Source organism: Paenibacillus sp. CF095 (assembly GCF_900101225.1).
Taxonomy (GTDB): Bacteria; Bacillota; Bacilli; order Paenibacillales; family Paenibacillaceae; genus Paenibacillus.
This window is the reverse complement of record NZ_FMZN01000005.1, coordinates 248,622-270,096: the sequence shown is the minus strand read 5'-3', so window position 1 is coordinate 270,096 and position 21,475 is coordinate 248,622. Positions and strand designations below refer to the sequence as shown.

Here is a 21,475-nt window from a genome sequence, read left to right as displayed (position 1 = left end):
CTCCTAGAATGGTTTAATGGTGAACCAGGACAAACTTGTCATGTAATTCTAGAAGTTGTTTTCTAACGAATTCAATATCCGGGCCTTCCACAATGGCAAATCCGGATCTGGACATCGTATCTCGACCACCTGAAATGGACTGGCCTGATGTATAGTTAATTCGAATATCAATGAGTCCTTCCATCGATTTGAAATCTTCTGCGGATGAGATGCTTTCGATCTTGCCTACAGCAGATGGAAAATTAACCGCACCGGTGTACTTGCCTGTATTAACCGAAGTTGGCGCTTCATATATTCCAAGTTCCGTTTGAATGGCTGCATCAAACAAGTTAACCTGATGGGAATTCAACACCATAGGTGGAATGATGACAATCCCTCCAATTCTTGCTCCAATCTCTCCAAAACAGATCTCCCCATTCGGCAAAAGAAATACCTCTGCATGGAACACACTGTTACGTATCCCCAGTGTCCGTATGATCTCTTCATTAAACGACTGCATCCGTTCTACATATTCATAATGTGTATTAGTGGGATAACAGATCGTACCGGAAGGGCGATCATTTTGGACAATCTCAAGACAATTAAACAAATATTCAGAGACGGAGGAAAATACAAGCTCACCTTCTGAAACGATGGAGTCAATATGAAACTCCCTACCCGTAATAAATTCCTCAATGAGCACTGATTCCCGATTCCAGGAATGGTTGATATACTGCTCAAGCTCCTCTTGATTATTGAGCTTGTACGTCATGATCGTCGCCCACCCACTAATCGGTTTGATAATGATGGGAAAACCAATGCCTGCGACAATCTTTCTGATCTGTACTGCATTGGACGCAATACGTGTCTGTGACGTGTGGATTCCCGCCTGCCGCAATGTCTCCTTCATGATCCATTTGTTACGTACCGTCTCAGCCTGATTCTTTTGAATACCAGGGATACCAAAACGTGTTCTGAGATACCCGCCTGTCTCCACCACATTTTCAGTCGGGGCAATGATGCGCTCCACATCATATTCATCCAAAATGCGCTCAAAAACCTCTTCCACCTGGTCAATCCGAGTAATATCACCCACTTCGAACACTGCACTGAACAGCCCTTCTGGTAATGTAGCAAACTGTTCATAGCCCTGTTCCACCAGCAAAATGTTGGTTGTGTCCGAAATTTTGGACAAGGCTTCGAGAAACCCTGTTTTGGTGTTAATCCGCTTGTCACACAGGAATACAATATCCCTCATAAAGAACTTCACCTCCGATTCAAATATCTTTACTTTCTGCTATATTTTTCTATAATATGGATATCACATGGAACTGTCAATCTAAAAATTACAAATATTTAAAGTTTGGCTATTTGTTGCCATGATGTGTACTAACAACAGGTTGTAGACACCATACAAACACCCGACCATCTGTATTAGTCGATATTTGGGTTCATATTTGCACTTTTTAACTGGAAATTTTCTCATTAAAAAAAGGCGACTCCGATTAATCTGGAGTCACCTTTTTATATGTTTTTACTTATCCACACCTTCATTCATTGAAGGGGAAGCCGTTATTTTTTCAGACTATCCCAGTTCTGTTGCAATGCGTCGAGCAATCCGGCTTTATCCGATTTGCCTGCAACGTAAGCCTGAATTGTGCTGCCATACTCTTGTGGAACCCCCTCAGGGAAGCGGTTGAAGTTCCAGCTGAGTGTTTTATTTTCCTGGCTATACTTCATGATCTCTGTGGCGAGGTCACCCAGATCCTCTTCGGATGCTGTGATGGAACTGAACGCCGGGATGAATTTGAATTCTTTTGTCATGTATTGTTTCCCGATATCCGAAGTTACGAGCCACTCCAGAAACTCTTTCGCTTCCGGTTTCACTTGGGAATTCTTATTCACAACCCAGTAGTTCGGCACGCCGACAAACAATTTGTCATTTGGTTCATTGTTAATTGGCATTGGCAGGATACCCAGATTCAGATCTGGATCAATTCCATCGATCTGTACTTGAGTCCAGTTCCCTTGCTGCATCATCGCCGCTTCTCCACTCGCAAACAACGTAACTTGCGTATTGTAGTCGGTTGTCAGCGGGTTTTTGTTGCTGTATTTCAGCGTTAAGTCGAGCAAGTTGATCCAGTCGGCGAACACTTGGTTGCCAGGAATCTTCTCCGTACTTTCGTTGAGTCCCTGGATGAATTTCACCGGATCTGCCTGATTTGCAAATGCGACGTTTACGTTATGATTGCCCAGCACCCACCACTCCTGATATCCGTTCGAGAAAGGCGTAATCCCTGCGGCTTGAAGTTTCTGTGCAGCTTGATCCAATTGTTCCAATGTCGTTGGAATTTCGGTAATACCAGCTTTTTGGAAGAGGTCTTTGTTATAAATGAAACCATAACCCTCCAGCGCCAGCGGCTGTCCATATAGCTTGCCGTCTTTGGTCATTGGCTCTTTGGCTACTTCGAGTGCATCCTTGGCCCATGATTCTCCAGACAGATCTTCCAGATATTCAAGCCATGTATCCAGCTCACGATAACCACCTACGTTGAAAATGTCCGGTTGTTCGCCAGCGGCAAACTTGGCTTTCAATGCAGCACCGTAGTCACTACCGCCGCCTACGGTTTGAATGTCCAGTTTGACGCCTGGATGGGAGGATTCATATTCCGCTTTAAGACGATTGAGCGCTTCCGCAATCTCGACTTTGAATTGGAAGATTTTAATGGTTTTATCCCCGGCAGCAGCCTCGCCGCCACCTTGAGCATCCGTGTTGACCGGACTGCCACTCTTGTCCCCATTGCCACAACCCGCGAGCATTACCGAAAAAGCAATCAGCATAAGCAACGTCAACTTCGTCATTCTTTTCATACATACACTCTCCCTATAGTAGTTTCAGTATAACAGTTCCACTAATGAATATTTACTCTGGCACTCCGATGACAGAATAACCTTCCCTTGATGCGTGTTTTCATTCTAACGAACTGAGCGCACGTTATTCGCACCTATTTGCACAGATCTTCAGCCTAACGAATTACAGAGACGCTATTTCGTTGTTTTGGTCGAATTTCAAGGCTCTGACGCCTTTTTGTACCCGAATAACGTTACTGAGGTTCGTTAAAATTTGTATTCCTTGATTATCTACCTATTAAGGTGCGGTGGATTCGTTAGCGCTTTGAACAGGGAGCATACCATCACTTCACTCTGTAGAAGAAGTTCCTGGCTATACAAGCTTCTTTCTTGGTCTTTTCTCTTTATCTGTCTTTTCTCTTCCCTAGGAGTCATGCCCAAGCCATGCGGGCATGACCCCCTTTGCATACCTCCATGCGAGGTGAGAGCAAAGGGATCAAGGATGCGATGTAGGAGCGGAGCGTTCGCCTTTGATACTCGGTGGCTTCCTTGCCCCAATACATTCAGACCACCGAGGAGCAACAGCGACCGAAAGCGCAACTTGATCCCGCAGCGACCTGCACTCGCACTCCACGCTTGATCCCGCCAGCGACCCTTTCACTCGCACTTACCCTTTAACTGATCCAGCGGTAATTCCCTGAATGATATACTTCTGCATCAGCAGGAAGAAGATAATGATCGGCATGATGCCGAGCACAAGTGCCGGCAAAGCCAGATCCCATTGCTTCGTATATTGACCGAAGAGTGCAAAGGTCGCAATCGGGATCGTACGCAGGTTGGAGCTTTGCAGGATCAGGGATGGGAGAAGATAATCATTCCAGATCCAGAGTGTGTTCAGAATGATGACGGTTACATACATCGGTTTCATGAGTGGAAATACGATCCGGAAGAACACCCCGTAGGCAGAGCTTCCATCCACCCGTGCCGCTTCCTCAATCTCCAGTGGGACGGATTTTACGAATCCGTGAAACAGGAAGACAGACATCGGTGCCCCGAAACCGAGATAACAGATAATGAGTCCGCCAAGGCTGTCGATCAATCCCAGATTACTGGTTACAGTAACGAGTGGAATCATGATAGACTGGAACGGAATCACCATGGCGGCAATGAACATGCCGAACAAAATCCGGTTGAACCGGGTATCACTGCGGACCATTCGGTACGCGGCCATGGAACTGATCAGCACAAGCAACAGATTGCTGACCACCGTAACGATAAGCGAGTTCATCAGCGCGGACGGGAAGTTAATTTTCTCCCAAGCGTTCGCATAGTTGCCCCACTGGAACACTTCCGGCCATGCAGCCGAATTGGTTAGCAGATCACCGAAGGTTTTGACCGAATTCACAAACAGGAAGTAAAACGGAACCAGGAATAAAAGTCCAAGGAGTACCATGACAATCTCGGTTAAAATGGTACTGAAGCGGTAATTTTTCGTCGTCTCCATTAGGCTTCTACCTCCTTGCTCTTCGTCAGACGTACCTGAATCATGGTGATGATGGCAACGATTACGAAGAACACGAGTGCTTTGGCGGTTCCGATGCCATATCTGTTATTCACAAAGGCTTCATTGTAAATATTAAGTGCAACCGACTCTGTTGATCCGAACGGTCCACCTTTGGTCAGCGACAGATTGAGATCGAACATTTTGAACGACCAGGAGATCGCCAGGAACAAACAGATTGTCACACCCGGCATAATGAGCGGAAGAATGATGCTCCGCAGTACCTGCCAGCGGCTTGCGCCATCAATCTCTGCAGCTTCCAGCAGATCGGGGGATACATTTGTCAGAGATGAGATGTAGATGACCATCAGATATCCTGCGGTCTGCCATACAAACACAATCACGATTCCCCAGAAGGCGGTTGGTTCGTCTCCCAGCCAAGGAAGGTTGAAGAAGGACCAGCCGGTTACATCGCCTACTGCTGAAAACCCTTTCACAAATATGAACTGCCAGATAAAGCCGAGCAACAACCCACCGATCACGTTAGGCATAAAAAAGATCGTACGCAGAATGTTTCTCGTCTTGAGCGGTTTGGTTAGGAAATACGCCAGGAAAAATCCAATCACATTGGTCAGTACTACACCAACCACGGTGAAGCGCACCGTAAACCAAAATGCCGTTTGGAACTTGGGATCATTCGCAAAAACATGCACGAAGTTATCGAATCCTACCCAATTAATGTTCTCGGATACCCCGTTCCAATCCGTGAAGGAATACACCATGCCAAGCAGGAAAGGGACCACGATGATGAGAATAAAAAACACGATGGAGGGACCCACGAACACAAGCTGCTGTAACAGCTGTGAAGATTTGCGATGCTTCATATCGTTCTCCCCTTCTATAGATGGATGAAATTGGTCTCTTTTTCTATTAAACCCCAATATCGCCGTGGGAAACACCGACCCTCGTGAACAGTTGGGGGTAAAATATTGTCCTCTCTTAACCTGCAACCAGAAGGGGTGTTCCGATGTCCAAATACTACAGTATACGCACCAAATTGATTGCCTTTATGCTCATCGCTACCACACTTCCACTGCTCGCTTCGATCAGCATGACGTTTATTCAGACCAAGACAGCCTTGCGGGAACAGGCTGTTGAAGAGAACAAACGCCTGATCTACCAAGCGTCCACCAATCTCAACAACTATGTGGATAACGTGGCCAGAGCGTCGCTGGCTGTGTATAATGACCCGAACTTTCTGCGCAACTTGGCAAAAATTCCTGGTGATTATCGTGCGGTTGCCGAGGTGTACACCACTTTGCAGACGATACGCGCGGCTGTGCCGGATGTATTCCAGCTGTATTTGCACTCTTTTGCCGCCAATCAATCCACCTTGATTACAAATCCCTTTCCGAAGCGGGAGGAACGCAAACAGGCCTATTCCGGCTCGCTTCATGGAAAAACAGGCGGTGATAGCCCGGACATCTGGGTGGAATCGGCACATATGAGTCACACGTACGGATTCAAGGCAGCCTCCCCCGATGACCCTGCCAGAACGGTCATTACCCTGCATCGGGTGATCAAGGATATTCCGTCCACCGAGCGCCTGGGTGTACTCGCCATTGATCTGAATATGAATACCATTGCAGCAATCTGTGGCAGGCTGTATGATCCGGCTAAGGAACAAATCTATGTTGTGGATGGTCAGAATCAGATCATTTACCAAGGACGTTCCGAGGTCAATCATACGGATGCACTACGAGAGGAAACGGCTAGTGAACTGAATATCGCGCGATCTAGCGCAGGTACAGCCCAGAATGTCGCAGGACATTTTGAACAGGATCGTTCCATGTATGTATACCAGCAACTTGGCAGCACGTACGCTGACTGGACCATCGTCAAACAGATTCCGAATGAGACGTTATATGCCAGAGCCACCACACTTACGCGGAATAACGCGATGATTGCCATCGCAGCACTTGTATTAGTCATTATTGCAACCTTGTTTATCTCCATCCGAATCACCGGTCCGCTCAAGCAACTCATGCGGTATATGAACCAGATTCAAGCCGGGCGTCTGCATGTGGATATCCATCTATCCAGTCGCGATGAATTCGGGGTGCTCGCTCGTCATTTCCGAGATATGATGGATACGGTAAATAATCTTATTTTGCGGGAATATCGACTCGAAATCGCCAATAAGACAAATCAGCTCAAAGCGTTGCAAGCGCAGATTCATCCGCATTTTCTATATAACACACTGCAATCGATCGGTACACTTGCCCTTCAACAGCAGGGACAACGGGCGTATATACTACTCTCTAGCCTGTCCAAAATGCTGCGCTACAGCATGCGGGATCAGACCCGCGTGACCTTACGCGAAGAGGCCGAGCATGCCCGATTATATCTGGAACTGCAGCAGGAGCGGTTTGGTGACCGCCTTGAGGTGGATTTGGATTTTGCCGAAGATACCCTGTCTGTCGAAATGCCAAGAATGACGTTACAACCTTTAATTGAAAACTATTTCAAACATGGAGCAGATATTCAGCCAGGCAAAGGTCACATATCCCTATCCAGCCGCCGGATCAACGATCATTGGATTGAATTAGAACTGAATAATAACGGCCCCTCCATACCTGAAGATAAATTACTGGAGATCCGCGGATGGCTGCATCAAAGTCATACAACAACCGGGTTATCCACACAAGAATCCGACGAGTCTGAATCCATCGGTCTACGAAATGTAATACGCCGACTTCAATTGAACTCACATCCCGGTCACTCAGCCAGGCTTGAGATCAGTAATCGGGAACCCAATGGTGTGAAGATCACGGTTAAACTATACGCGGGAGAGTGAACAACATGAAGGCACTGCTTGTAGATGATGAAAAACATGTCCGCGATGCCATAAGGTTGCTTGGTCATTGGGAAGAGTTTGGCATTGATACATTACTTGAAGCAGCAGACGGGGATGAAGCCATCGCCGCCATCACGGTACATCAACCTCAAATCATACTCAGTGACATGCGTATGCCAGGCAAGGACGGTATGGCATTGCTTGAATGGATATCGACTCATGCCCCACACAGCAAGGTGCTGGTTATCAGCGGATATGATGATTTTGAACTCGTGAGGCATGCAATCAGGCATGGTGGCATGGACTACCTCCTGAAACCTGTGGAAGCAGATGAGCTGAATGCATCTCTATTAAAGGCCGTTACAGCTTGGGAAGAGGAAGACGCCATTCGGATACAATCCACCAGGCAATCCATTGTCGTTAATCGAATGCGTCCCCACTACCAGGATCGTCTGCTCACCGAACTTGCCGTCGGCAGAGGCAGCAGCCCATCACACATGCAGCGATTGCAGGATGAGTTAAATCTCCCCTGTCTAATCCCTGTCTGTAGTGTCGCTGTCACCAGCCTGTCCCATCTGGATGCAGATTGTCTGGCAAAATACCGTAGTCAACCAGATCTGCTTGTGTTCTCGGTGCTCAATATCTGTGCCGAGATGTTATCCACACCAGACGAAGGTGTAATGTTTCGTCAGTTGGATCAACCGGACGAGATTGTTCTGCTACATTGGGGTTCATCCACTTCATTGGAACATATTCTGGACAAGGTCAATCATGGATTGGAGCAGACGATTCAGCGCAGGCTTCATTTTGGCATCTCCACCTGTGAGTCCTACCCTGGCGGAATCTCAGCGGCCTATCTGGAAGCAAGTTCAAGGTTGTGGAGACGTAATGCTGTGCAAATTAAACAGCGAATCCATGCGTCAGTGGAATCATCAAATGGGAAGAAAATCAGGCGTTTAACCGCCCATGAAGAACCCCTGCGTATGGCAGCCATGAGCTGCCGGTCTTCCAGTGTATCTGCTGCGGTCGCCGAGTGGATTGACCCGATTACTGATCTTGAAGTTGTCAGTGCTGAGCAGATTCAGCAATGGATCGACGAGCTGGAATGGATGCTGAGCCGCTGGCTTGATGATACGGCAGGTTCGTCATTCAAAGAGGAAGAAGTGACGGAGGAACAGTCTATTCCCTTTGCCGAGTTACCTTTGGACGCTGAAGGACTTTTATCCTTCCCCCTGCTTCGTTCATTATTGGAACAACGACTGCTTGCCGCAGGAAAGGCGCTCACCGCTCATCACCACGCCAATCCCGATCCCATGAGTGAGATTGCACGTTATATGGACGCCCATTATCAGGAGGACCTGTCCTTACAGCAGATTGCCGCGCGTTTCTATCTGAGCCGGGAGTATATCTCCCGTAAATTCAAACAGCAATTTGGTCTGAACTGGTCGGAATATTTGGGCAAACTGCGAATCAATAACGCCAAGCTGCTACTGCAAAACCCTTCCCTGCGAGTTGCCAAAATCTCGGAGATGGTTGGATTCCAGGATGAAAAGTATTTCAGCAAAGTGTTCAAAAAAATGGAGGGCATCACGCCAGCTGAATATCGTAAAACATTATTGGAGGCTGGTACGTAACGAGTACCTGATCCGAATTAAAAAGAGTACTCCCGGCATAACCCATCGGAAGTACTCTTTTTATTTTACTTTTACAGAAAATAGCCTATATCATGACGACTTGTTGGCTCTTTCTTTTCTAAGATAGGATACGCTCCGAGATATTGTCCCGATTAAAATCACAGCCATAAATCCATAAGCCATATTATTTCCTGTCTTATGAGCCACTACGGGGAAATAGATGAGGCTGAACAGTAATAGGACAATATCCAGGTAAAACATAATCTTCCGATAAATAGGGATTCTCACCTCCCTTTTATTTACCAAAAATGGTTTTATTAATTGTGATATATCATAACATAGATATACCCTAGTCTGCTCACCGATCCCGCAAAATCACCGCAGGTACAAGTCGAATGTAGATTAGCTCCCCTGCAAGCTCCACCATCGTCTGTGTAACAATAACAGCTGCGGCTATGGTTGCCCATTCTGGCGGGAGTGCCAGCGCCAGTGGCAGAACAACCAGCGAATTCCGTGTGGCTGAACTGAATATCAACGCCCGCCCAGCGCCTGGATTTAATCCAAACCAAGTAGCAATGAGTCGAGATATCCAAGGCATAAGGATTAGAAAAGAAACATAGATCGGAATCACGTTCACGATGATCGCCATATCATTGTAGACTTTGCCAATCTGGGAAGCGACAACCACGATCAGCGCAAGTGCCATCATCGGAACCGGGAGCCATGCCGTCGCATTTATGACCCGCTCCCCGCTCGCTTTACCTCTTGAGAGAACTTGTGTAAAAACAGCGAGCAGCAGTGGAATAACGATCAGGAACAGAAAAGCCTCCACGAACGGCCCTACCTGCATGACCTGCGCCACCTCAGCACCCATCAATAACCATAAATAAAACGGCAACAGGATCATTTGTATAACAAATAAAAGGGGGGTTGCGGCCAGCATCAATTTCTCATTGCCCCTGCCGAGTTGTGTGAACACAATGACGTAATCAATACAGGGTGTTAACAGTACCAGATAAACTCCGATCAGAACGCCTGGTGATTGTGGAAAGACCAATGTAAGCAACCAAACAACTACAGGTACAACGATAAAATTAGCCACCAGTAGCGCCCCCATAAATCGAAGGTTGGACCAGGATTCTTTTAACTGTAGAAAGGGAATCTGTACAAACATGCTATATAACAGAACGGCAAGAACCGGGGACACGGTGTAGTGTAAAACATTCCCCCATACCGGATTACTCAGCCCTATTGCTGCTCCTAAGAACAATGCAACTACATAGAACCAGGTTTGCTGTTGCTCCATCGTTTCTCTTGTGAGCATTCTCTGCCTCCTCTTCCAGTGGGACATCATGGGCATGGACATATTTCCGCTTCGTTTCGCGTACATTGGGACAGAGTAACGCTCCAACGTAGTGGCAGAGCACAAGAATCTGAAAGATCAACTTGTGAATTTTTTGCGGCTGTTATTAGAATGTGCAAGAACTGGGTATATTCATTGTAGACTGACCCGTGGTTCATTCATTTCGTTAAACCAAGGAGGAAACTCAATGTCACGTAACAATCCGTACAAGTGGTTAAACGCCATTGGTTTTATCGCTGTAATTATCGTGAACTACCTTTCCAACGCTCTGCCAATCGGGGGCAAGACCAACAAAGAAGTATCGGATATGTACCCTGTGCTGCTCACACCTTCAGGCTATGCCTTCTCTATATGGGGTCTGATCTACCTGCTATTAGCAGGGTTCGTAATCTATCAGTTCGTGCCCGCTTCCTGGAAAAGGGACTCGATTACCCGTCTCGAGTATTGGTTTCTGGCAAGCTGTGCCTTCAATGTAGCCTGGATTTTTGCTTTTCAAAACTTGCAGACCGGTCTCGCTTTACTGATTATTGTACTGCTTCTGTTGTGCCTTATCATGCTGTATGTAAAAACACGTACCATTACTGTGCCAACCACTGCTGAGATCTGGCTTGTGAAGCTGCCATTCAGCATTTATCTTGGATGGATTAGCGTGGCAACCATTGTCAATGCAGCTGTGCTGTTATATAAAATTGGCTGGGATGGTTTTGGTCTCAGCGAACCAACCTGGACGATCATTATGCTGATTGTGGGTATGGTACTGGCTGTACTCGTTAGCTTCCGTTATCGGGACAGTGTATATCCACTTGTATTTACATGGGCATATATCGCCATTGCACTTAAACAAAAGGATGTCACTTCCGTATATTATACGGCAATCATCATTGCGATCGTACTGGCCATCTATGCGGTATGGCTGTTCTTCGCCCGTAATCAGGATCGCGATTAAGATTTCTCCTTCGATATAGCGCTTAAATATAACGCAAAAATGCAAAAAGCCGATCCTGGTCATTTGACCTGAAATCGGCTTTTTATGTATACCTTAGCGAATGAAGGTTGTCCTATTTCAGGGCAATAACCTCAATCTCCACCAGTGCATCTTTTGGCAAACGAGCAACTTCCACTGCACTGCGTGCAGGATAAGGCTGTTCGAAGAACGTGCTATACACTTCATTCACAGGAACGAAGTCGTTCATGTCTTTCAGGAACACCGTCGTTTTCACGATTTTATCCATACTTGTTCCTGCTGCTTCAAGGATAGCCTTTACATTGCTCAGGGACAGACGTGTCTGCTCCTGTACATCTGCGCCGAACTCTCCCGTTTGAGGATTCAGGCCAAGTTGCCCGGAAGTGTAGATGAAATCGCCTGCATCAACGGCTTGACTGTATGGACCAATGGCGCCTGGCGCCTGATCGGTAGAGATTGGTTTTTTCATGGACGAGTTCTCCTTCATGTTCGTTATCCTGCTGCCGCATGGAGTCAGGGTTCGAACTTATTATTGTTGCCTATTATACCACGATCTACCTCAAGCGAGAAACGCTCCTCACCAGCCACATGAAGTAAACAGCTCGTTCAAAGGTTTCTTAGCCCCCGTCCACACCAAGGACATGAATTACATCATTCGGATACACATGGTTTCCCTTGGCTTGCACCATCGCAATATTGGTCATGGCCTGTGCAATGGTTGCGGCGTGGACCGCCCGGTATTTGTCCGCTCTGCCTTTCATCCAGCGATCCAGAAACTTCATGGCATGGGCAGCCATCTGCTCACCAAACCGCTTCTCGTTTCGATCCCCCAGGATTAAGGACGGGCGGAAGATATGCAATGACTGAAAACCGATATCGGACAATGCATCCTCCATTTCCCCCTTGGTCCGACTGTAAAAGACCCGGGAATCTGCACTCGCTCCCATGGAGGAGATCACCATCATCTGTGATACACCCTGTTGCTTCGCAATAGTAGCTGCACGAACCGGGTAATGATAATCCACCTGACGAAAATTGTCCTGACTGCCTGCTTTTTTGATCGTTGTACCCAAACAACAATACAGGTCATCGATTCCATCGAATAAGTGGTCTTGGCTCTCCAGCTGTTCCCAGTCCACCACATGCTGTTCCAGTTTGGGATGTTGCAGCTCAAGCGGACGTCTAACCAGAACCCGAACCAGGCTGTATGCCGAGTGCTCCAGCAGATTATGAACCAGTAATTCGCCTACAAGCCCCGTGGCTCCAATCACCATGGCTTTCCGTTCGAGACGATTCAAATACATCCCTCCACTTCGCCATCTTTTTTGAAGTCATACCAGATACATATGATCAATCTAAACATTTACAAGGTTGTTCTGTCATCGAAGTGCCAGTGTAAATATTCATTAGTTGAAATTATATCGTTTCTATTTTAACAGTACACGACGTCCAAGGGTAAATGTCAGAATCAGCATCACGACACCAACCCCCACCTGAAATCCATAGGCTGAGATCCAAGCGAGCGCATCGGACCAGGTTTCCATCTTTTCATACAACCAGCCACCCAACAACGGCCCAAGAAACGAAGTTACTCCGGTCAGAGCCGAATACACCGCGACAAACATTGGTCTTTCACTTTTGGGTGTGTCTCCAATCGTAAAGTTAAATGCCAGCTGATTGAATCCACCTACACCAATCCCAAGGAAGATATGCGATAGAAATAGCGCGATCAATACAGGCATGAACGACATTAAACCCCACGACAGACAGGAGAGTGCAATGACTGGCAATGTCCAGAAAAGGAGGGTTTTGTTGCTGAATCTGGCATTCAGATTGCCCCAGACATAGAAACCGGCCATCATAACCAGCGTCTGGACTACCGTGATCAGGGATACCGTCTGATAATTAATATTCAATAGATCCAACATAACATAGGAATAGAGCGGAACAATCAAGGTCTGGATCAATAACCAGACAGCCAGGAACAGCGTTGCTTTCAGGAAAGAACGATCCTGGAACGGCTTGATGAACATCCGCCAGAAAACCTTTTCGGTAGAACGTTCAAATGGCACGTCCGGATAGAAGAAATAAATGACTGTGTTGGCAATGGCACAGATCCAAACCGGAATAAACAGGATCAGAAAGCCCATTTCTCCGGGGTAACGGTCCAAAACAATACCGCCTGCGAATAAGCATACGCTTCCAAGAGCATTCAGAATCGTATTTCGAATTCCAAAATAACGCCCTCTCACCTTGGCAGGTACGATATCGCCAATCAGTGAAGTCCAGATCATACCGCCGATGGTATTTGATATAAAAGCAACCGTATACACGCCAATATATACACTTACCCACCACTCTTTGGGGAATATAAACGGAATCAGTCCCGTTGCACTCCACAAAATACGATGTGTGCCCACGAACAGCAGCAGCATGCGTTTACGGCTGCGAATACGCTGCATCCAGTAAGCTGCTCCGATCTGGGCAATGTTCACAAATGTTGTAATCGCGAGCACAAAGCCGATATGTCTCGACCCGGCCCCAAGGTACAGCAGAAATCCGGTTAAAAACGGGCCGCCCAGCAAGGTCTGTAAAATAATTGCCGGTACACCCTCCCATGTTGCAATCGATAAATTCGTGCGTTGTGTCGAACCCTTGCGCCGTGGTTTGCTTGCTAACGGGGGAGGGTTAACGTTGACCGTCTTCTGTATGGGGATACACTCCTTAGACCGGGTCTCAAAAGCCGGTCGATGCTAGTTGTCATCCCAAATTCTACTCACGGCGCGAAGGTTGTCAACTCATTTTTTCACGGTCCAACGGAAGATAGAGATGGAAGGTGCTTCCTTTACCTTCAGTGCTCTCCAGTTCAATCGATCCCCCCAGTAATCTCGCTAAATCCCGACTGATCGACAGGCCTAGTCCGGTACCGCCAAATTTTCGACTAATCGACCCGTCAGCCTGCTGAAATGCTTCAAATATGGAATGATGCTTGTCCTCAGCAATGCCAATGCCTGTGTCCTGAACAGAGAAAATAAGCCATCGATTCTGAATACCTGCATTCTTAATCTGCTTGGTGCTTACGGTCAGTGTGACCTTCCCCCGGTGCGTGAACTTGACGGCATTGGACATCAGATTCCGCAAAATCTGTTGAACCCGCTGGGGATCAGACCAGAGCGTCTCGGGCAGTCCCTGTTTTTTGTCCAGAACCAACTGAATACCTTTTTTCTCGGCAACGAGCTGAAAGTGGCTCATGGCATCTTCTGTAAGTTGTGCGACACTGATATCCTCCAGTACAATATCCAGCCGCCCCGCTTCTACTTTGGAGAGATCCAGAATATCGTTAATGAGCGTGAGCAGTTCCTGCCCGGAGTGGTCGATCATATTGGCAAAACGTACAATATCCTCCTGATCCATCGTGTCCGCATTCTCGCTGATCATCTGGGCAAAGTTAATGACACTGTTCAGTGGTGTACGCAGTTCATGGGACATATTGGCGAGAAATTCGGATTTGTACTGTGAGGCAATCATCAATTGTTTCGCTCGATCCTCCAGTACAATCTGGGCTTTCTGTAACTCTTCCTTTTGCACAGATAAAAGCCGGTTTGTACTCTGGATCAGCAAAATTCGATTCTGTTCATTCTGAAAATCACGTAAAATAAATGCAAAAATAAGGCTCAGCAAAATGCCTGTAGGGAGTGTATAAGGCATAATATGTGAAAAGAAGTATGTAGCCGGGATTACACCAACGATAGCAATGTTTACACTATTGACCACATTGACGATAACTGTAACAAGGATTCCTTTAATAATCAGCCTGTAGTTGCTGCGTCTCATCCATATATTCAGACCTGCACATATCACGCCCAAAATAGACATGTTAAGTACTGCCGCCAATGTAGCATCCGTGATGCCAAAAGTCAGCCGCGACAGCCCAATTCCAATACCCACGATGATTACGCTATAGGGTTGTCTATACGTTAGAACGGCAACAATTAAAGGAACATATCGAAGGTCAAAGACCACTTCATCGGTGAGTTGAAACCCAAAAACCGTACTGATCCAACCTGCAAAAATAAGGACAAGTACGGAACTGATCTGCTTCACTCGGGAAGAGGTACGTATTACGACATATTTATAGAACACACTAGCAAGATATGCAATGGTAATAAGCATCCCCATATTCAATACGAACATTTTTGAAAATTGCATTCACTCACTCCTGTTGTACCGACTTTACTGGCCAAAGTGACTTCGTCCGTATGTGTCTCTATCATATCATGCCCATTGAAACTTCCGCATTCCTTCTTCGTCAAAAAAATACACAAAAATACACAAATCAGGATTCAATTTGTGCGCTGGTCGTAGTAGAATATATTGTTGTTTAAATTTAAACTACTATATAGATTGAACTAAAGAATAATTACACTTGCCACTCCGATGACAGAACAACTTCTGATCGCTGTTATCCCCAGATTTTTTCGATTCCCTTTTCTTAAAGGGAAAATCCGTGGATAAAGGCGAAGCGTATGCTTCCGATGCAGCTTTCTTTCAGAAAGCTTTTAGCTCCGCTTCTTCAGGTTATTTCTGTCCTCTCCGTTCTCGTGTAAATGAAAGTATAGTGCAACTTATATAGTTATTTGCTGGGGTCATGTTCGTCGGAACATGAATGAAAGGAGAAAGATGTTGTGCAATTGTTAAAAAGCAAATCCTATTGGCTGTCATTGAGTTTAATGCTGTCTTTGGCCGTCATGGGGCTGTTCTATGATATTCTTAATAGTCCAGAACGCGGGTTCGTAGTACTTGATTCGCCGCTCGACCGGATCATTCCCTACGTACCTGCCATGTCCATTCCATATTTGGGCTGGTACCCGTTTGTATTCGGTGTGCTCGCTTACCTGTGTGCCAAGGATCGACTGACGTACTACCGCGTCTTGTTATCCATGAATATCTGTGTCTGGATCTGTTATCTGATCTACTTCAACTTTCAGACCATGGTACCGCGCCCGGAACTGACGGGTACAGGTCTGGGAGCATCTGTTCTTGGATGGCTCTACAGCCAGGATCGTCCTTATAATTGTTTCCCAAGTATTCATTCTCTTCACTCTTATCTGGTTATGCGTGCCGTTCTCTCGGTTCCAAGCATCCGCAAACCCATCAAGATTTTGGTGGCCGCCGGGGCAGCAACCATTATCGTATCCACGCTAATGATCAAACAACATGTGATCTATGACGCCTTGGGTGCAGTCATACTCGGCGAATGTGTTCTCACTATCATAACAGGCCTCGCTCTACACCGGAGACGCAGAAAAGAATCGAAGTGGACAGAGGGGATCAACTGATCCCTCACTTCGATGGTTTCTGAAGATGCTGTTGTCGTCTCCATTCATCAATAAACAAACCTGCAAAATAGGGGTCCCATTGGGTCCCTTTTCCTTCTTCCAAAATCGTTAGCGCTTTCTCGTGACTCATCCCATTCCGATATGGTCGATCAGACGTCATGGCATCAAAGGCATCCGCTACCGCAATGATGCGGCCAAAAAGGGGAATATCATCACCAGCCATCCCATCCGGGTATCCTTTGCCATCATATCTCTCATGGTGAGATCGTACACCTGGCAGAAAGTCGGCCATGGCATCAATAGGCTCTATCTGCAACAAAATACTCTCTCCCTGCACGGGATGTGTGCGAATAATCGCGAATTCCTCATCGCTTAGTTTTCCATCCTTCAGCAGTACCTCATCAGGTATGCCGATTTTCCCGATATCATGAAGCAGGGCTGATTTGTACAATAAATCCGCCTGTTCCTCATTCATTCCGCTCAGCTTACCAATCATCAGCGAATACTCTGCCACACGCATGGAATGTCCTGCCGTGTACTTATCTCGGGCGTCTAAAGCAGCAGCCAACGTAGAAAAATAACTTTGCAATAACTGTCGATTGCGTTCCTGTCTCATCTCCAGCCGATTAATCATCATATTAAAGCCGGAGATCAGTGCCGAAAACTCATCCGCATATAGATCCGGAGCTCGTCTGCCAAGATCTCCCCCCTGAATTCGGTTCATCTCATGCGTCAGTTCAGCAACTGGATCACGAACATCACGAATCAACAGCCAGCTTCCCACCAGCGCAAACCCCGCGCCCAGAACAACGATGAGAATTCCCCACAGTATGTACTCTTTCGCAAATTCACTGTCCATATACTGAAGTCTGATATATGTAGCCAGGAAAAATAGAAATAGAGGAAATAATCCAATCAGTGCCGTACTTAGCTGAAATTTACGCTGGATCGATACCAGGATGCGCCCTCCCAGTGAAGGTTCCATCCCGTATTGGACTTTGCCTCGATGACGAATCTCAAGTAACAGGGGTCTAATCGCCCGCACCGTTAGGTAATACTCTATCAGCGCATGCATGATGGCAATCAGAAAGGCACACGCAGCGGCCACGACAATATACAAGTAAGGGAATTCAAGCCACCCTGTGGATATCATCCATATCGTTAATCCGGCTGCCGGAAGTGAAAAACCAAGCATGTGCGGACCCATGATCCGATATATGGTCTGTCCCGGGAAGCGATGAATTTTCTCATACATGTGGTTTAATTCGTCTCTCTCATGATGCTCGGAAGTGAAAAATTGTCTTATGGGGCCAAGCTGCACCCACAGCGTAATTAATTCTGCAACCAGCATGAACAAGAGTGAAATCAGTACAATGAAGATGAGTCGAACAAATTGAATATTGGGTATTTGCAGAGTAGATACCATAACTACTGTACCGACAACAAAAACAGCTGCCAGTGAACCGATCAGATAATTGCGTATCAGGCGAAAGATAAATGAACGGTATGCTTCCAACTGAACCCCTCACTCTCTATGTGCAACCAGTTCTCCCTTGAGACACAGGGAGATTAAGGGTATTGCCTTCTATTTGTTTATCGGTTGCTCCGACTAAAAAAATTAATAAAATCCAATGGGTGGGCACCAGAACTGGAGAACACAAAAAGGCTGCTCCACGACGGAGCAGCCTTTGCTGATATATCCTATATTTATCCTTTAATCTTGGCAGCCAGAATCATTGTACCGCGCGGCTCATCTCCCATTGCATCCGGTTCAAGCGTGATGGCAACCGTATCATAGTCGTTGGCCGAATCCAATGTGTAATATACCGCTCCCGTTCCGTCACGACTAAGGAAAGTACCCGCATTCTGAGGGGTATCTCCTTTGATCAACCAGACCTGAAAAGCCTCGTTGCCTTCCAGGTTCGGCAGGTTCTCAGCCTGCACAACCAGGTGAGTGCCTTTGCTGTCAATAACGATGGTTGCGAGACCCTGAGCTACAATGTCCTGCGTTGCAGGATTCAGCTTCACTGCCTCGCCAGTCTGCATGCCCTGTGCAGGTTCCAGAGCTGATGCCAGCTGCTCTTGCAGCTGTGCATTCTGTGCCTGTGCCTGCACCAGTTGCTCTTGCGTAGCCGACGAGCCCGCCGCTTGCTGCGTCAGCGAGTCGATCTTGCTCTGCAGCTGCGCCGTGTACACGCCCAGCAACAGTGCCGCGGCCGCAAGGCCGGCACTGGCTATGCGCCAGGCGCTGCTGCTGCGCGCACGCGCGCGCGCTTGTGGCTGCCATGGCTGTGCCTGGGCAGCCTCTTCCACCCGGGCCGCAGGCACCGCCGTTGCCGGCGGCAAGCCTGGCCCGGGCTGCGCCGCACGTTCGTGCTGCGGCGCAAGATCCTCCTGAAGCACCACGGGTGCTTCAGGCTCTGCAGGAGCAGCCGCTGGCTTCGCCTCGGCGCTCTCCTGCGCATGTCCGAGCACGTTGCCCAGCACACGTGCTCGCATGCCTGGCGGCGGTGCTACAGGTTCCGCCGCAAGTGGCAGGAAGCCAGTCACTTCCTGCAATTCCCTTACCTCCTGGCGGCAAGGTTCGCAAGTTGCCATATGCGCTTCAAACGCCGCCACTTCCTCTGCTTCCAGTCCGCCCAGCACATACATCGGTGCCAGATCAGACCACTCCTCATGTCGTTCTATCATGGATGTATGCCCTCCCTTCCCGCGTCCGGATGCAATTCAGCATCGGCCAGCAACTTTTGGAGCTGTCGCATGGCAAGCCTGACACGGCTCTTTACTGTACCCAGCGGAATCCCGAATCGGCTGGATACTTCCTGCTGGGTTAATCCCGCATAATATATCGATTCTATAACTTGTTGCTGATCACCGTTCAATTGGGACAACGCCTCTTTAATCCGGGTACCTTCCCATTTACGCTGCACTTCTTCTTCCGTGTTTGTATCTTCATCGGCATAGGCCGCCAGTGTCTCGTGTTCAACTGAAGTAGCCGCTGCCCCTTTTGATCTCCGCCTCAGCATGTCCACTGCAATGTTACGCGTAATCGCAAACATCCATGTGGTCAGCTTCCCCTGTGAGGCATCGTAACGATCAGCATTATTCCAGACCCGCATAAAAAGTTCCTGAACGGTCTCTTCTGCCGTCATGGAATCACCAACGATCCGATAAGCAAAAGAATACACCGCTCGCTCATAACGGTCATATAAAAGCTCCAGTGCGGAGGCATCACGTTCCGCGATCTGCCGCATTAACCTGCTGTCCTCCATCGATTCAGTCATGCGAGGGCCCCTTTCTGTTTCTTCCCTCTTATTATAACCTACGCAGAATCTTTTGAAGAGGATTACCCCTATGAAGAAATAGTTTGAAAAATTTTCTGTATCTTTTCAAAACAATCTTTCACTTTCTAACATAAAAACAGTCCGAAAACATAGTTGCTCTGGTCGCGCTTTCCTTTTTATTGCAGAAAATTACAACCTGTGGTATACTATAAAAGTTGTATTAAACAACCTCATATGATTTCTGTCTTCTTTAAACCCCGGAATATTTTCTTCATGCTGCGACCGCAGCGAATTTTAAGCACAACTAACCTATGAAGATTGAAGAACCTGAATCACAATAACCCGGTAGTACAGAGTTTCACAAGATGTTCCCATTCACACTGGCGCGGTCATCGGAGCCGCAAGGACAAAAGAGAGGTAGGGCTTTTGTTGTTTTGGATATCACTTATTCTTGAGAAGATTGAAAACATACACAAAGCACCCGGAATTGGGTTCCGGGTGTTTATCCATGTCTACATATTCAATTTAGCAACATCTACAGACAATCGCCCCCCACCATTGAGAAAAGTCTTCCTTTCACTTATCAGACTAACCAGATATATTCGGCTCTGCTTTTAAAACTTTTCCGTTCTCCCACTGACTGCACTCCTCGATACTTCCTTACTTCCTTACTTCCTTACTTCCTTACTTCCTTACTTCCTTACTTCCTTACTTCCTTACTTCCTTACTTCCTTACTTCCTTACTTCTCCAATTGTGCAAATAACCCCTGCTTATAAAGCAAATGTTTACGCTCACCAGACGCTAACGAATCATGCACACCTTATATTGTGGATTTCTGTGCTATGTAAAATCTAACGAATCTCAGACACGTTAATCCATGTCACTTCATGGATATAGGCTCCAAACATGCCCAGATTGAGGAATTAAGACGTCTGCGATTCGTTAAACTTGTGAAATGGCAAAAATGCATGGAATAGAGGCTGTGGAGTTCGTTAAAGAAAGTACTCCCAACGCTCCTTCACTTAATTTTAATAAAAAAGGGACACCGCAGGATGAAATCCTACGCTGTCCCTTTCTAAATCATAGGTACGTTATGCCCCAACATGGAACTCAAACTCGGAGTTTATTTAGAGCACCTATCGCAACGATCCACGATCAGCAAAGTCTCCTTGCACTCACAAATTCTTAGATAAACATCGTTTTGGAGATAATGACCAGCAAGATGAACAGTACGAGGATCGTACCCATCGAACCCCAGCTTCCGCCGCCATGACCATAGGATACTCCACAACCCTGTTGATAACCGTGCATCATTGGAGCCTGATTGGCATGGTGTCCGTATCCATAGCCATATCCCATTGGCATTGTTCCACAACCATATCCATACCCATGCATTTCATGACCTGTGTATTGGTATCCTTGCATATGCTCATAACCTCCCATATGTCCGTATACGTGTCCCTGTCCGTTCGGTGAATTCGGTTTTACTTCGCTCATTGTTCATTCCTCCTTAACATTTGCCTACACCCCTAAGCTATGTATTCAGCCTACCTCTGGACCGGGCTATCGCCCTCATTTTGACAAAATGGGCGTTTAGCCATTAGGTACCTTCCCCATTTTCCAAGCATACGCCGTCATTCCATTACTTGAATTCCACCAATTCTACCTTTCAACCACACGCTATCTTATCTTCCTGGCTCTCC

The 21,475-nt window shown here is 47.0% G+C and carries 17 protein-coding genes; 4 read left to right on the top strand and 13 right to left on the bottom strand.

Translation table 11 applies throughout. The annotated features are described in order from the left end of the window. Positions 1-13 precede the first annotated feature (13 nt). The 4 genes from BLS69_RS27350 to BLS69_RS27335 all read right to left on the bottom strand — a co-directional run bounded on the left by BLS69_RS27350 (position 14) and on the right by BLS69_RS27335 (position 5,214). A complete protein-coding gene (locus tag BLS69_RS27350; RefSeq protein ID WP_091038299.1) occupies positions 14-1,237 on the bottom strand; it encodes an ATP-grasp domain-containing protein in 1,224 nt (407 codons plus the stop codon). Between the two features lie 314 nt (positions 1,238-1,551). Beyond that, positions 1,552-2,850, bottom strand: coding sequence for an ABC transporter substrate-binding protein (locus tag BLS69_RS27345; RefSeq protein ID WP_036607334.1), 1,299 nt, complete (start codon positions 2,848-2,850; stop codon positions 1,552-1,554). 646 nt (positions 2,851-3,496) lie between these two features. Further along, the gene (locus BLS69_RS27340; protein ID WP_091038297.1) at positions 3,497-4,333 is read right to left on the bottom strand and encodes a carbohydrate ABC transporter permease; all 837 of its coding nucleotides are present in this window, start codon (positions 4,331-4,333) and stop codon (positions 3,497-3,499) included. After that, complete coding sequence (locus BLS69_RS27335; protein ID WP_036607341.1) at positions 4,333-5,214, bottom strand: carbohydrate ABC transporter permease; 882 nt, start codon at positions 5,212-5,214, stop codon at positions 4,333-4,335. Before BLS69_RS27335 ends, BLS69_RS27340 begins: the two co-directional genes overlap by 1 nt. Positions 5,215-5,357: 143 nt before the next feature. Here BLS69_RS27335 and BLS69_RS27330 point away from each other — a divergent pair, with 143 nt between their 5' ends. Beyond that, positions 5,358-7,187: a cache domain-containing sensor histidine kinase gene (locus tag BLS69_RS27330; protein WP_091038295.1), complete on the top strand. Its 1,830-nt coding sequence runs from the start codon at positions 5,358-5,360 to the stop codon at positions 7,185-7,187. Positions 7,188-7,192: 5 nt separating this feature from the next. Next, positions 7,193-8,821: a response regulator gene (locus BLS69_RS27325; RefSeq protein WP_091038294.1), complete on the top strand. Its 1,629-nt coding sequence runs from the start codon at positions 7,193-7,195 to the stop codon at positions 8,819-8,821. A gap of 358 nt (positions 8,822-9,179) precedes the next feature. Here BLS69_RS27325 and BLS69_RS27320 read toward each other — a convergent pair whose 3' ends face one another. After that, a complete protein-coding gene (locus BLS69_RS27320; protein ID WP_091038292.1) occupies positions 9,180-10,145 on the bottom strand; it encodes an arsenic resistance protein in 966 nt (321 codons plus the stop codon). 226 nt (positions 10,146-10,371) lie between these two features. On the opposite strand from BLS69_RS27320, the gene BLS69_RS27315 reads away from it, so the two are divergent. Beyond that, a complete protein-coding gene (locus BLS69_RS27315) occupies positions 10,372-11,130 on the top strand; it encodes a tryptophan-rich sensory protein (RefSeq protein WP_091038291.1) in 759 nt (252 codons plus the stop codon). Between the two features lie 112 nt (positions 11,131-11,242). Here BLS69_RS27315 and BLS69_RS27310 read toward each other — a convergent pair whose 3' ends face one another. The 4 genes from BLS69_RS27310 to BLS69_RS27295 form a co-directional block, all read right to left on the bottom strand. Further along, a complete protein-coding gene (locus tag BLS69_RS27310; protein ID WP_017690870.1) occupies positions 11,243-11,617 on the bottom strand; it encodes a RidA family protein in 375 nt (124 codons plus the stop codon). A gap of 148 nt (positions 11,618-11,765) precedes the next feature. Further along, a complete protein-coding gene (locus BLS69_RS27305; protein WP_091038289.1) occupies positions 11,766-12,452 on the bottom strand; it encodes an oxidoreductase in 687 nt (228 codons plus the stop codon). A 123-nt stretch (positions 12,453-12,575) separates the two neighbouring features. Continuing rightward, positions 12,576-13,733, bottom strand: coding sequence for an MFS transporter (locus tag BLS69_RS27300; protein WP_197997917.1), 1,158 nt, complete (start codon positions 13,731-13,733; stop codon positions 12,576-12,578). 208 nt (positions 13,734-13,941) lie between these two features. Next, entirely contained in the window at positions 13,942-15,357 is a 1,416-nt protein-coding gene (locus BLS69_RS27295) for a sensor histidine kinase (protein ID WP_091038285.1), read from the bottom strand. A gap of 476 nt (positions 15,358-15,833) precedes the next feature. Here BLS69_RS27295 and BLS69_RS27290 point away from each other — a divergent pair, with 476 nt between their 5' ends. Next, on the top strand, positions 15,834-16,487 hold the full coding sequence (locus BLS69_RS27290) for a phosphatase PAP2 family protein (RefSeq protein WP_091038282.1): 654 nt from the start codon (positions 15,834-15,836) through the stop codon (positions 16,485-16,487). Between the two features lie 4 nt (positions 16,488-16,491). Here the strand turns inward: BLS69_RS27290 and BLS69_RS27285 are convergent, their stop codons facing one another. From BLS69_RS27285 to BLS69_RS32795, 4 genes are all read right to left on the bottom strand, one after another. Continuing rightward, positions 16,492-18,003, bottom strand: coding sequence for an HD domain-containing phosphohydrolase (locus tag BLS69_RS27285; RefSeq protein WP_091038281.1), 1,512 nt, complete (start codon positions 18,001-18,003; stop codon positions 16,492-16,494). A gap of 191 nt (positions 18,004-18,194) precedes the next feature. Then, complete coding sequence (locus tag BLS69_RS27280) at positions 18,195-19,178, bottom strand: anti-sigma factor (protein ID WP_091038279.1); 984 nt, start codon at positions 19,176-19,178, stop codon at positions 18,195-18,197. Then, complete coding sequence (locus BLS69_RS27275) at positions 19,175-19,771, bottom strand: RNA polymerase sigma factor (protein ID WP_091038277.1); 597 nt, start codon at positions 19,769-19,771, stop codon at positions 19,175-19,177. Before BLS69_RS27275 ends, BLS69_RS27280 begins: the two co-directional genes overlap by 4 nt. A 1,186-nt stretch (positions 19,772-20,957) precedes the next feature. Further along, complete coding sequence (locus BLS69_RS32795) at positions 20,958-21,269, bottom strand: hypothetical protein (RefSeq protein WP_017690878.1); 312 nt, start codon at positions 21,267-21,269, stop codon at positions 20,958-20,960. Between the last annotated feature and the right edge of the window lie 206 nt (positions 21,270-21,475).